Genomic DNA, 13,861 nt, shown 5'->3' on the forward strand with positions numbered 1-13,861 from the left:
GCCAGCCTATCGGCGATCTGAAGTGGGCGGCTGTTGAGTGAGTTCATCGAAGCGGGCGAGCGCGGCGTCGAGGTCGGCTGGGTCAAAGACTTCGGCCCGGCTGAGCTGATCGCCTTCGACCGTCACGAGGCAAATGTCTCGCCACTCGGCATCGAAACCCTCCTGGGACGTTGCTGTCGCCACATGAGTGACGACCACTCCGACGTCACTGAGCTGATGAACCGCCTCGACGTAGATGGTGGCGTGTGTCGTGATGTCCCAGATCGCACGCAGTGACACACCCAGACCACCGGTCGCGATAGCGACTGTTGGCCGGTGGTCGATGTCCGTCCAAGTTGGTGCGACCGCGGGAAGCTCATGCCGATTCAGCGCAGCGTATGCGCTCACGATCGTCGACCATGTTTGCGTGTGCGGTGCCGCTTCACCGGCGAGGTAGCGCGCATCGAGTTCTTCGAAGGCGGCGTCGAGATTGCCGGGGTCGAACACCACGCGCGCAGAGATCCGGTCATGGGTATCGATCTCCGCGACGCACAGTGATTCGGTGTGAAACACATCTGGTCCCTGGTTCCCACTCGCCATCTGAGTACGAGCGAGGAAGAGGCGCTCACCGCGCGTGGCGACGACATCTGAAGTGATGCGCGTGGCGCCAAGTTCTGCGACTGCCCTCGCGTCGGCGATTGCTGCATCTGGACCGTACCTAGTCCCGGCATTGACGACGGTCCGACGGTCGTCGAAGGAAAAATCGTCCGCCAGATACTGGTTCATCGACTCCCAGTCACGGGCGGCAAAGCAATCTAGACAGCGTTCCTCCACGCGACTCGCCGCATTGTCGAGTCGCGGCGGCTGCTCAGTGAGCTCATCGAACCTTGCGAGCGCGACATCGAGGTCGGACTCGTCGTACATCTCACAGCGGTTCACCGCGTCGCCGTCGACCGTGAACACCACGATCTGTCGCCACTCGGCATCGAAACCGTGATGCGAACTCCCGTTCGCCGCTTGGGTGATGACTGTGCCAAGTCTGTTCAGGCGATGCGCTGTCTCGATGTGGACTTTCAGATCGGGCGACACATCCCAGGCGGCATGGATGTACGGGAACAAGTCACCCGGCATGAAGGCGACGCCTGGCCGGTGGTCGACGTTCACGAGGTCAGGCGCCGCACGGGGTATCTCGTGTCGGTTCAGTGCGGCGTAACCATTGGCCACAGCCGACCACGTCTGCGCGTGGTCGGCTGCCTCACCCGCGACATACCGCGCTTCGAGTTCGGCGAACGCGGAGTCGATGTCGTCGGGGTCGAAAAGTACGAGCGCGCAGATACGTTGGTTCGCGTCGATCTCGACGATTTGAACAAGATCGATCAGAAATGCTTCGGGGCGCTGGTCTTCACCCGAATACCGGATACGGCGGAGCGTGAGGTGCTCGCCGCGGGTCGCAATGGCGGCCGGCGCTATTTGCGTGAGACCGACCTCGGCGCCGACTCGGAGATCTTCGATCACCACGTCTCGGCCGCGCCGACGACCGGCGTTTATCACCCGACGACGATCGTCAATCGAGATATCCTCAGCCATCAGCTGCGACAACGCAGTCAGATCCCCGGCCGACAAGTATTCCTGGCAGCGCGCTTCCACCAGGCTCGCAGTGTTCTCCGGCCGCGGTCCCCGCGGCCGATTGAGTTCATCGAATCTGACGAGTGCGGCGTCGAGGTCGTCCTCGTCGAACGCCTCGGCGCGGCTGACGAGATCGCCTTCGATGGTCAGTATGGCAATGTTTCGCCATTCGACATCCAACCCGTCCTGCGAGGTTGCCGACGCTGTATGAGCGACGACCACCCCGACGTCACTGAGCTGATGAACCGCTTCGACGTAGATTCTGGCTTGTGACGTGGTGTCCCATATCGCTTGCAGCGACGCGCTCAGGGCGCCTGTCTCGATGGCGATCAGTCGTCGGTGGTCGACGTTGGTCGAGTCCGGCGTCGCCGCGGGAAGCTCATGCCGATTGAGCGCGGCATACGCATTGATGACCGTCGACCACGTATGGGCATGCGACGCGGCCTCGTCGGCCACGTATCGGGCGTCGAGCTCGGCGACGGCGGAGCCGAAGTCGTCGGAGTCGAAGGTGACCACATCGATGATGAGTCCGTCGGCACCCAGCGCGATGATTTCGAGAATTTCCACGTGGAACCCGTCGACCTGTTCATCGCGGTTTGCGTATCGGGAGCGCCTGAGCGCCAGGCGCTCACCGCGTGTCGCAATGACGGTCGCCGCTGTGTTGCTGACGCCGAGCCCTACGACTGCGCGGGCGTCTTCGAGGGCGGCATCCCGACCGCGACGAATGCCAGTGCTTACGATGTGGCGGCGGTCCTCACTGCAGAAGTTGTCGGCCAGCATGGTCGCCAACGCGTCCAGATCCGCTCTTTTAAAACACTTCTGCAAGCGCTCGTACGCGCGGCTCGCCGCGTTCTCCAGCAGCGGCACCGGGCGACTGAGCTCCTCGAGCCGCGCGAGCGCAGAGTCGAGGTCTGCCTCGTCGAACATCTCGCTTCGATTGAACAGGTCACCGTCGAGCGTCATGAGGTGGATCTCGCGCCACTCTGCCTCGAAGCCGTCTCGTGAGGTGCCGTGCAACGCGTGCGTGACGACGACTCCGAAATCGGTCAGCCGATGGACATCCGCGATGCGGAAGCTGATGTCCGGCATCTGATTCCAGGCGAGGCGGGTGTATTCCTTGATGTCGCCGGGCGCGAACGATGTGACCCGCCGGTGGTCGAGACTCACGTGGTCGGGCGTCGTTGCGGGGAGCTTGCGCCGGTTGAGTGCGGCGTATACGCCGATGACTGCCGACCAGGTGTGCGCACGGCCGGCCGCTTCACCGCCGAGGTACCGGGCGTCGAGTTCTTCAAAGGCAGCGTCGAGGTCGTCGGGGTCGAATGTGACCGTCGCGGCGATCCGATTGTCAGCGGCGATCTCGATCACGTGCAGGAGATCGAGGCCAAACTCGTCGGGCTCCCCACCGTTGAGCGAGAATCGAGCGCGGGTGAGAAGGAGGCGTTCCCCGCGCGTCGCTACGGTGTTCGGCGATTGTGTGGCGCCGAGATCCGCTGCTATCCGGAAGTTTTCGATGAATGTATCCCGGCCGATTTGTAGGTCGGCGCTGATCACCCGACGACGGTCGTCGAGGCTGATGTCATCGATCACCATCTGCGCCATGGCGTGCCAGTCGTGGGCGGCGAATCGCTCCAGAAAGCGATCGGTCGCTCGGCTCGCGGCATTCTGCAGCCGCCGGGATGGCCGGATGAGTTCGTCAAACTTTTCGAGTGCGGCGTCCAGGTCCGCCTCGTCGAACAGCTCGGCACGATTGATCAGGTGGCCTTCGGCCGTCATGATGACGATCGCTCGCCACTGGGCCTCGAATCCTTCCCTCGATCTTCCCTTTCCTACATGGGTGAACACCGCTCCGAACTTGTTCAGCCGGTGCACAACCTCGATGCGGACGTTCAGCTCCGCTGCTAGCTCCCACGAAGCGTGGAAGTAGGCAACGCCTTCACCAGAAGCCATCGCGGTGGTGTGCCGATGATCCAAGTTCACCCAGTCAGGTGTCGTCGGAGGGATCTCGCGCCGGTTGAATGCTGCGTACGCGTCCGTGACTGCCGTCCAGACCTGCGAGTATGGCGCTGCTTCACCGGCGAGATAGCGGGCGTCGAGTTCTTCGAAGGCGGCATCGACGTCGTCGACGTCGAATACGAAGCGTTTCGATATTTGGTTGTCGGAATTCACTTCGATGATCTCGAGAAGGTCGCTGTGGAAGGGCTGGGGTTGCCGGCTCGCGGCCGCTCGGCTGCGACACAAGACGAGATTTCTACCGCGGATCGCGATGACGTCTGACCGGAGTTCCGTTACTCCGACTTCACAGATGGCGACGATCTCGGCGATCACCGCATCGCGCCCCGTTCTGCGGCCGGCATTGACTACCCGACGGCGATCCTCGGTTGAAATGTTCTCGGCCAGGACATTTCGAATTGCATCCCAGTCGCGGATGGCGTAGCTCGTGATGATGTCGTGATATACGTGGCTGGCGACGTTCTCCAGCCTCGAGACTTGTGGGCGTTCTTCCTCGAACTGAACATGCAGGGCTTCGAGTTCGGCCACACGCTCGCTCGCTGCGACGGCCGGGGTGTGCATTTCGACCGAGGTCTCGGGCTGAGCGGGTGCGGCCGGCGGGTTCGGAAAGGGCCGCTTCCCGAGAAGTCTGTGCGTCTTTTCCGCAAGTGCCACAGCGCCTTTGCGGTCGTAGAGCTCGGCGGCGCGTTCGGCCGCAGCCTGTGCGCCCACCGTGTCGCCAGCGGCGTCCAACACCACCGCCAGTGCCAAGCATGCATCGCCGTGGTCGATCAGTGCATCGGTGCGCGCCGCAATGGCGACGGCCTCCTCGGCCATCCGCCTTGCCCCATCGTGATCTCCGCGGCGCGAAAGCAGCTGGGCCCGAACTGTCCGCCAGGTGATCGATGCCTTCAGCGCATGGCCGGCGAGCCGCTCACTCTCGGAACACAATTCGTCGGCCTCGTCGCCCCGGTCGAGCAGTAGACAGGTGCGGCCCAACAGCGCCGCCGTCTCAGCAGCATCTGCGTCGAGACCCATCCGGCGCAAGCCGTTGTAGGCAAGACGAAGATGCTGCTCGGATGCAGTGGGATCATCGAGCACCAACTCGACGAGCCCGGCGAAGTGCTCAACTTCGAGAACCGCATGGCGCAACCCCAGTTCGGTGACGGTGCGTCGCGCGGAGTCGATCATCCGCCGGGCCGCGGCGGCGCGTCCGCGAAATGCCTCCAGGACAGCCTGGCACCGTGTCGAGGTCGCCTCGACCGCGGGTGAATCAGTCGTGATCCGCAGTAGCCGGACCACGTCTAGGCACCGGCCGCCCGCACGCGGCACCGGGTTGGGTCCCCACAACGCGGCCAGTGGTGCTCCCGCCAGCACCGCGTTCACCCTCCGGTGTTCACCTGCACGTCGCGCTGCGGTGAGGGCGTTGTCCAACGCGACTTCACAGTCGCCGATCCGCCCGAGGCGGGCCAGACAGCCGGCCCGAACCGTGTGGGCCTTCGCTTCCCCTGCGGCGTCGTCCAATTCGGCCAGGGTCGCTGCGGCGGCTGCCACCGCGGATTCGATCTCGTCGAGGAGTTCGGGATCGACGAGCATCGAGAGTTGCCCGTCGAAGCATGTCGCCCATGCCGCCAGGCGGGCCGAATCACGCGTCCCCGCTTTCAATTGCGAGACAGCGCCCGCCGCCGACGTCACATCGCCGGCGGCCAGTAACGCCTCACACCGGGCGACCAGGAGTTCAACTCGCTGATCGTCAAGGTCGGGCAGTTCGTCGTCAAGCTCCTCCAACGCATGCAGGGCATGGTCGTACAAATCGGCGGCACCTTCGTAGGCCAGCCGGGTCATCGCCTGGTCGGCGGCGCGCCGGCAATGCTCGACGGCTTTGAGAGCGTTTCCCGCCCAGGCACATTCGAAGTAGTGGTGTGCCAAGTCTCCCAGCAGTTCTTCATCGGCGCCAGGTTCGTTCTCCAGCATCGTCGCGATGCGCTGGTGCAGGCGCATACGCCGCACCGACGCCAGCTCGGCCAGCAGCGACTGGCGGACGATGGCATGGTTGAACCGGTACCGGCCACCGGGCTCTTCGATCACGATGCCGGCCCTGCATGCCTCGTCGAACGCGTCGACCAGGTCTTGATCGACCACCTTCTCGACCAGCTCGAGGGCGAACCGGCTGCCGACCACCGCGGCGGCCGCCAGTGCCTTGTTGGTCTCCGCCGGAAGTCGGGAAAGCCTGCGACTAACGGCCTCCCGAACGCCCTGCGGAAGGGTGCTCGGGTCCCAGTGCCCGCCGCTCTCGTCTACGTGACGCAATGCCTCGATGAGGAAGAACGGGTTGCCCGCGGTGACCGAGGCCAACGCGCGGGCCAACTCTTCGTCGTCGTATCCGGCCTCGGCCACATACGTGCTGACGTCTTCCTCATCGAGGCCGGTGAGGGCAACGCGGTCGGCGCTGCCGTCGCGATGAAGGTCCGCGAGCATCGCCGCCAGCGGATGGGAGCGGTCGAGGTCGGTGCTGCGGTAGGTGCCGATGATCTGGACGCGGGTGTGCTCGCCGAAGCGCAGGAGATGACGCAGCAGCAGCAGTGTCGGCTTGGCCGCCCAGTGCAGGTCGTCGAGTACCAGGACGATGGGCACGTCCGCCGAGGCGACGCCCAGCAGGGCTACCACGGCATCGAACAGTGCGTAGCGTTCGGTATCCGGATCGCCGTGTGGGGGTGCGGCGACATCGGGCAGCACGTCGGTCAACCCGGGAACCAGCGGCAGTAGCGCCTCTATGCCGCGCATTCCGCGCAACCGATCGGAACCGACGCCGGGCACGAGTGTGCGCAGGGCTTCGGCGAACGGTTGGTACGGCGCACCGAGATCCTCGTCGGAACGGCCGTACAGCACGAGCGCTCCCTGTTCGTATGCCTGCCGGCACCATTCACCGGCCAGGCGGGTCTTGCCCACGCCCGGTTCTCCCGCGATCAGTACGGCGCGGGTGCCGGCGATGACCGTCTGGTGCCAGGCGGCGAGCAGCTCCGCCAGTTCACGGCCACGCCCGACAAACGGACCCGGTCCCGCGAGAACCGCCGGTATGGCAGGCCGCTCAATGGGGGAATCGCCTGCCGGTGGAGGGCTTTCGGCGGTCTGGAGGCGGAGCTCGAAGATGTGCTCGGGCCGTGCCAGGTTCTTCAATTGGCGCATGCCCAGGTCGACGAGCGCAACGTCGTCGGATAAAGAGTCGATGACCAGCTCCGCTGTCGCACCCGAACATAGGATCTGACCACCGGAGGCCTGCGAGCGCAGCCGGGCGGCGCGGTTGACGGCACGGCCGAAGTAGTCGCCATCGCGAAGCTCGGCTTCCCCGCTGTGCAACGCGATGCGGATACGCATGGGTTCAGCCAGCGCCCACGGCTCGTGAAAGATGGCGTCCTGCAACTCGATCGCTGCTGCGGCGGCGGCTGACGGACGATCGAAGACCGAGAAGGTGGCGTCGCCTTCGCCACGCGTCTTGACCAGGCGCCCACCGCGAGATGTGACGACCTGTTCGACGAGCTCGTCGTGGCGTGCGAGGGCGACCGCCATGGCCTCGGCGTCTGCCTCCCAGGCGGCGGTCGATCCTTCGATGTCGGTCAGCAGGAAGGTTACTGCGCGCGTGACCGACGGAGCATGTTGTGTCGCTGGGACATCGAGCTCGGCGTCTTGGGCGACGATGGCTGCCTCCAGCCGCCGGAGCTCAGGTCCGGGGTCGACGCCGAGCTCATCGGCCAACAGCGACCGGGCCCGTCGGTAGGCGCCGAGCGCCTCGCCCTGCCTACCGGCCCGGTAGAGCGCGAGCATCAGCTGACCCCAACGTCGTTCGCGTAGCGGAGCGTCCGCCACAGCGGCCTCGAGGTCGCCGATGATCTCCGCGGCACGACCAGTCGCGAGAAGCGCGTCCGCCCGATCCTCCACCAGGGCCGCGTGGGCCTCGATCCACCGAGTCTTCTCGGAGACGCCCCGCCGGCCGTCGGGCAGTTCCGGGATACCGCGCCACAGGGTGGCCGCCTCGTCGAACCGGGTCACCGCAGTGCTGGTGTCGCCGGCGCCCAGGGCATCCCGGCCTGCCCTGGTGAGCGACTGATACCGCGAAGCGTCGGTCTCGGCCGTGTTCAGCCGCCAGCCGGTGCCCTGGGTCAACACGAAGCCGTCGCCGAGAGTGTGACGCAGTGAGGAGATGTGGGTCTGCAGGGCCTTGGCTGCCGTGCGGGGTGGATCGTCGCCCCAGAGCAATTCCGTGAGCACGTCGGCCGGTACCACCGCACCACCGTGGAGTCCGAGCATCGTGAGGATGGCACGCGGCTTCGCGCCCGGTATTACGACGGGCGCACCGTCCATTCGGACCTGAAGAGGTCCCAAAACCCCCAGTTCCACCGATGAAAGCGTACTCACGCATTGATCGTCGGTGGGGCGATTCAGCGCCCAGTCAAGAACGGGTAAAGGACGGGATGACCTGGGCTTCTATAGCCCGCGGCGGGCAGCGCGCAGGGCGGCGACGGCGGCGTCGTCGCCAGCGAACGTCACCCGGGCCGGTTCGCGGCCTGCGGCGAATAGCAGCAACTCGCCCGGATCTCCGGTCACCGTCACCTCCGGGCCGGCGCCGACCGTGGCCAGTGTTTTGCCCGCCGGGGTGGTCAAGGCCACCCGGGCCGGGGATTTGCCCATTGTCATCCGGGCCATAGCGCCGATCCCGCGGGACAGCGCGGAGGCCGTCGCGTCATCGAGATCCCTTGGTTCCCAATCGGGTTGGGCCCGTCGGACATCCTCGTTGTGGATGAACATCTCGGCCACGTTGACCAGCGGGTCCAGCAGTTTGAACGGAGAGTACAGCGGGGGGCCCGCAGCGATCTGATCCACCAGGTCGGCCCATTCGGTGCTCTCGGTGACCTTCTGCTGCACGCGCTCGGTGTAGCCCGCGAGCTGAGGCACGAGGATGCCGGGGGCGGCATCGAGGCGACGCTCGCGCACCACCAGATGGGCAGCCAAGTCGCGGGCGGTCCAGCCCTCACACAGGGTGGGCGCGTCGGGACCGGCGGCACGCATGGATTCGACGAGGGCGGCACGTTCCCGCCGAGCGACAGTCATGGACCAACTCTAGAAGGTTTTCACGCCCTGGACAGCGATGGTCATTCCGTGGCCGGTGCTGTCATTGCTGATCCGGGTGCCGTCTTCGGTCGCGTCGATGGTCCAGCCCACAGCGCTGTACTTGCGATAGTCGAGGGTCACCACCGGAATGTCACCGAGGTTGCCCACGACCCACTTGATCTGGCCATCCGGCGTCAGCCTGACCCCGGTCGCGTGCTCGCCGTCGATCACCGGTGCGTCGGTGAAGTCGGATTCGCATCCGACGTACTGCTTGGACAGCTGGCAGCGGGTCAGACCGGATTTGGTCTCGATGAAGACGTACCCGTTCTCCGGTTGTAATGGGGCGGCCCCGGCCGGCGGAGCTGCAGCAGAGGGACTGGGGGTAGCTGGGGTGGTACTCGACGGGGGCGCCGGGGTGGACCGGGTGGGCCGTGCGGTCGGGAAACTGGGCTCGGTGGGTGATTGCGGGCTGGTGGCCGGAGTGCCTTCGATGCTCGATTGGCAGCCGGACAACAGCGCACCCGCAGCCAGCAGGGCGCCCAAAGATTGCCACGCCTTCACGGCGCCAAGGCTACGCATCGCGGGTGGTCACGGCGGGTCATGACGCGCCGAACAACCCCGCGTATCCGTCGGAGAGCGCCCGCAGCTGCGCGGCCCCGTCGCCGCGGAACGAAGCGCCGTGCATGATGGCCAAAGTGGTGGGGCTCAGCTCGGCCAGCCGGGTCAACGTGGGTATCAGATTCGTGGTCAGGCCGGTGGCGTGGAACAGCTCCTCGGCCGCTAATGCCGGTGCCACGCAATCGGACTCAGTCAGAGCCGGGCACTGGCCGGTGTGGGTGAACAGGTCGCCGGCCAGCAGCGTCGACGTGGCCTCGTCGAACCAAAGCCCGGCCTCCCAGTTGTGCGGTACGTGCGGTGTGGCGAGAAAACGCAAGCGATGCCCACCGGTGTCGTGCACGCCGTCCAGAGGTGCTTCGACGGGCGGTCGATCGCACATGTCGGTCAGCGACAGCCCGATGGCCAGCGGGCCGTGGATCACCTCGGCGCGCGGTGCGGCCGCCAGGAACTGGTTGACCCCACCGCACTCGTCGGCTTCCACGTGCCCGAATGCGATCCAGCGCAATCGGGTCAGCGGCAGAACTCGCTCGATGGCCGCCGACACCTGCGGAAACAGGAACCGTTGGCCCGTGTGGAACAGGAACGGTTCGCCGCCGGTCAGCAGGAACTGGTTGAAGGTGAAGCCATGCTCGGTGATCCCAGGTATCCAGGTGGACAGCCGGTAGGTGTCCGGGGCGATCTCGTCGACGCGGGTTTCCAGGTCGGAGGCCATGAGTTCATGGTCCGCCCCGGGAAACCCCACAGAGCGGGTTTCCCGGGATGTCGGGTCAGGTGAGGAACGGGTTGTGCTCCGGCAGCGGCTTGATCAGCGGATCGAGCAGCTTCGCCGACTGTTCGACACTCAGGACGTCGGCTGGGTCGAGCTGGATGAACTCCCGCGCGCTCTCGTCGTACTCCCAGACGTCTTCACCGACCAGCCGGCCGTTGTCGTAGGGCCAGATCATGTGCTCGGCGGTCTTCACCAGATAGGTGGCCTCGGGATCCGCGGCCATTCCTTCGGCGGCGAGGAGGACGCCCGGCGTCTGCTGGTAGATGTACGACGTCGACACGATCATGTCATCGCTGATCGCCAGCTTCTCGTCGTCGGCATAGAAGATGCACTGGGCGGTGTCCTTCCACGCATGGTAGAGCCCCTTGACCGCCTCGGTGCCTTCCACCGTGACGCTCTTGCCGAGCATGTTGAAGTGGTACACCGGCTTCTCGACGGTCATGTCCGGGGCGAAGATCTCCTCGTAACGCCCGGCCATTTCCAGGTAGCGGTGCCGGTTGTAGGCGTGCAGCATGTAGAGGTGACGGGGATTGTCCGTCGTCTCGATCAAGCGCTCCACGGCTCGGTTGGTCTGGGTGATGTCGTATCGACTCATTTTTTCGTTTCCTTTCAGGCTGTGAGAAACATGGTTCGGAGTTCGGATTTCTTGAATTTGCCGGTGGCAGTGCAGGGAAGCGCTTCGACGAATTCGATGCGGTCTGGCAACTGCCACCTGGCGAAGTCCTGTGCGAGGTGGTCGCGCAGTGCTTGGGCGGAGGCCCGGCCACCGTCCGCAAGTACCACCACGGCCAGCGGGCGCTCGCCCCAGCGCTCGTCGGGCACGGCGATCACCGCGGCCTGTGCGACGGCGGGATGCGACATCAGCTGGTTCTCCAGGTCCACCGACGAGATCCACTCGCCGCCGGACTTCACCAAATCCTTTGACCGGTCGCAGATCCGGACACAACCGTGGGGATCGATGCGCACCACATCGCCGGTCTTGAACCAGCCGTCGGCGGTGAAACTGTCCGCCCCGCGGCCACCGTGGTAGCTGCCCGCGACCCAGGGTCCGCGCACTTCGAGTTCGCCCATGGCGGCGTCGTCCCAGGCGATGAGATCACCGTTCTCGTCACGCCCCCGGATGTCGAAGAACGGGCTCGCGACACCCTGCCGCATGCGGTAGTCGTACTGCTCGTCCCGCTCACCCGCGTCGAGGTGCGCCGGAGCGCGGCAGACCGCGCCCAGGGGAGCGGTTTCGGTCATTCCCCAGGCCTGCACCACGGTCAGCCCGTGGCGGTCGAATCCTTCGAACATCGACCGCGGCACTGCCGCGCCTCCGACGACCAGCCGGTCGAGTTCCGACAAGTCCCACTTGTTCGGGTCGGCATCGAGTGCGGCGAGCATGCCCATCCACACCGTCGGGACGCCGGCCGTCATCGTGACGTGCTCGCGGGCACACAAGTCGAGGACACTTTCCGGGTCCAGGCGCGGGCCCGGCAGGACCAGACGCGCGCCGGCAAGAGCGGCGGCGTAGGGAAGGCCCCACGCGTTGGCGTGAAACATCGGAACGACGGGAAGGACTGTGTCCCTGGACGATACCGACAGCTGGTCGGGTAGGGCCGCAACCAGTGAGTGCAGGGCCAGAGCTCGGTGGGAGTATACGACGCCTTTGGGGCGTCCGGTGGTGCCCGAGGTGTAACACATGGCGGCGGCGCGCTGTTCGTCGAGCGCGGGCCAGACCATTGGCTCGGCCCCCGCTATCAGAGCTTCGTAGCCGAGCGTTCCCGCGGGCGCGTCCCCATCGGGGGTGACGACGATGACGTGGCCGAAATCGTGTCGGGCACTGAAAGTTTCGAATACGTCCAGCAGGGACTCGTCGACGATGATCACCCTGTCGTCGGCATCGTCGACGATGAACAGCAGCTCGTCGGGAAACAGCCGGGGGTTGAGGGTGTGAATGACGGCTCCCATGGCGGGCACCGCGAAGTATGCCTCCAGGTGCTCGCTTTGGTTCCACAACAGCGTGGCCACCGGATCGCCCTCGCGGACGCCAAGGGTGCTCAGCGCACTCGCCAGGCGGCGGGCGCGGACCGCGCATTCGCCGAAGGTGGTGCGCGTGACCGTGCCGGAGGGCCTGCGCGAAACCACGTCAACGTCGGAATGGAAGCGCTCGGCGCGACCGACGATGCTCGTCAGTGTGAGCGGATAATCGTCCATGCTGTTGCTGCCCAACATGTTTGCGGTCACGACGTCGTCTTCTTCCGGCGCACGACCCGGGTGGCGTTCCGCAGTTCTTCCAGGCCTTCGCCGAGGGCGGCCAGGATCGGCCACGGGTCGTCGACCAACTCGCGGTCGACGACGATTCCGAACTCGAGGGAATCCTGATAGCTCATCACCGTGATGTTGATGCCGATCCCGTCGAGCACCCCGGAGACCGGGAACTGGGCGCGCTGTCTGACCCCGCCGAGGTACAGGGGAGTAGCCGGCCCGGGGACGTTCGAGATCATGGCGTTCGCAGGCTGATTGAGCCCGCGCACCCCGGCCAGGCGGGACAGCGACCGGGCGGCCTGGGCGAACAAGGCCGGCGGGATGAAGTGATTGGCGTCCTGCAGAAGTGAGGCCGGCAACGCGCGCTGCCGTTCCTTGGCGGTGTTCATCGCCTCGTTGATCCGGCGCACGCGCTCGACGGGATCGGCCTCATCGGTGGGCAGCTGGGTGAGCATCACCGACACCCGGTTGCCGAAGGTGCCCTGCTGCTCGGGGGTGCGCACAGACATGGGGATGAAACTCGCGAGAGGTTCGGCGGGCAGTTCACCCTGCTTGTCGAGCCAGGTCCGCAGACCCGCCGTGCAGATCGCCAGCACGACGTCGTTGACGGTGCAGCCGAGGGCGTTCTTGATCGCTTTGACCTCGGACAGCGGCATGGAGCCGAAAGCGACGCGGCGGTGTGGCGATACCCGCGCCTGGAACCGGGTCCGGGGAGCGGTGACGTCGCTGCCCCGGAGCGCGGCCACCGGACTGCCGGCCTTCATGGCTCGCTTGACCAGCCGGCTGCTGCGCGCGATCGCTTTCACACCGGGGAGATGCCGGATGGTCGGAACGTCGTCGAGGTGCGGCAGTGCCGTGGGGCCGGCGCGCAGAACCCGCAGCGGCTGGCTTGCCAGCCCGACCAGACCGCGACCCAGCATCTCCACCTCCGACGGGTACTTCTCCGCGACGATCGTGGGTGCAGCTTCGCGCTCACGGCCGGTGGCGTCATCGAGGAGGATGCTCATGACCTCGGCGCCGGACACTCCGTCGACCGCGGCGTGGTGCATCTTCGTCAACACCGCGACGCCGCCGTCTTCGAGTCCGTGGATGACGTACACCTCCCAGAGCGGGCGCGCCCGGTCGAGCTGGCGGCCGATGATCCGGGCCACCTGCTCGGCCAGCTGGCGCTGGTCGCCCGGTGCGGGTAGGGCCAGCTCGCGGACGTGGTACTCGATGTCGAAGGAGCCGTCGTCGACCCAGTACGGGTAGTCGAGGGAGAAGGGCACCTGGGCCAGCCGCCAGCGGAAGGTGGGCAGCAGGTGCAGGCGTTCGCTGATGACCCCGCGAACGAGGGCGGCATCGAGGGGTTCGCCCGATGCGGTGTGGGAGTCGTAGATGCCGAGAACACTGACGTGCCCCTGGACACGATCGTTCTCCATGGCCAGGAACTGCGCGTCGAGGCTGGTCAGTTGTCGCATGTGAAGATCGTCTGTCAGCGGGGCCGGCATTCTCTTGTCCGCGTGCGCCAACGCCGCGCCCGGTGGT

General features: G+C 66.0%; 7 protein-coding genes. All 7 read right to left on the reverse strand.

Going from position 1 to position 13,861, the window contains the following annotated elements:
• Positions 1–6 precede the first annotated feature (6 nt).
• The 7 genes from AC4ELS_RS03620 to AC4ELS_RS03650 all read right to left on the reverse strand — a co-directional run bounded on the left by AC4ELS_RS03620 (position 7) and on the right by AC4ELS_RS03650 (position 13,794).
• Positions 7–7,989: an ATP-binding protein gene (locus tag AC4ELS_RS03620; RefSeq protein ID WP_499045977.1), complete on the reverse strand. Its 7,983-nt coding sequence runs from the start codon at positions 7,987–7,989 to the stop codon at positions 7–9.
• 87 nt (positions 7,990–8,076) lie between these two features.
• On the reverse strand, positions 8,077–8,700 hold the full coding sequence (locus AC4ELS_RS03625; protein ID WP_064960968.1) for a TIGR03085 family metal-binding protein: 624 nt from the start codon (positions 8,698–8,700) through the stop codon (positions 8,077–8,079).
• Between the two features lie 9 nt (positions 8,701–8,709).
• A complete protein-coding gene (locus AC4ELS_RS03630) occupies positions 8,710–9,261 on the reverse strand; it encodes a hypothetical protein (RefSeq protein WP_436971768.1) in 552 nt (183 codons plus the stop codon).
• 37 nt (positions 9,262–9,298) lie between these two features.
• A complete protein-coding gene (locus AC4ELS_RS03635) occupies positions 9,299–10,018 on the reverse strand; it encodes an oxygen-binding di-iron domain-containing protein (RefSeq protein ID WP_499045979.1) in 720 nt (239 codons plus the stop codon).
• Between the two features lie 67 nt (positions 10,019–10,085).
• Positions 10,086–10,682, reverse strand: a complete 597-nt coding sequence (locus AC4ELS_RS03640) for a hypothetical protein (RefSeq protein WP_448448425.1) — start codon at positions 10,680–10,682, stop codon at positions 10,086–10,088.
• 14 nt (positions 10,683–10,696) lie between these two features.
• Positions 10,697–12,313, reverse strand: coding sequence for a long-chain fatty acid--CoA ligase (locus tag AC4ELS_RS03645; RefSeq protein WP_499045899.1), 1,617 nt, complete (start codon positions 12,311–12,313; stop codon positions 10,697–10,699).
• Positions 12,310–13,794, reverse strand: a complete 1,485-nt coding sequence (locus AC4ELS_RS03650; RefSeq protein ID WP_499045902.1) for a WS/DGAT/MGAT family O-acyltransferase — start codon at positions 13,792–13,794, stop codon at positions 12,310–12,312. Before AC4ELS_RS03650 ends, AC4ELS_RS03645 begins: the two co-directional genes overlap by 4 nt.
• Between the last annotated feature and the right edge of the window lie 67 nt (positions 13,795–13,861).

Source organism: Mycobacterium shunyiense (assembly GCF_058270035.1).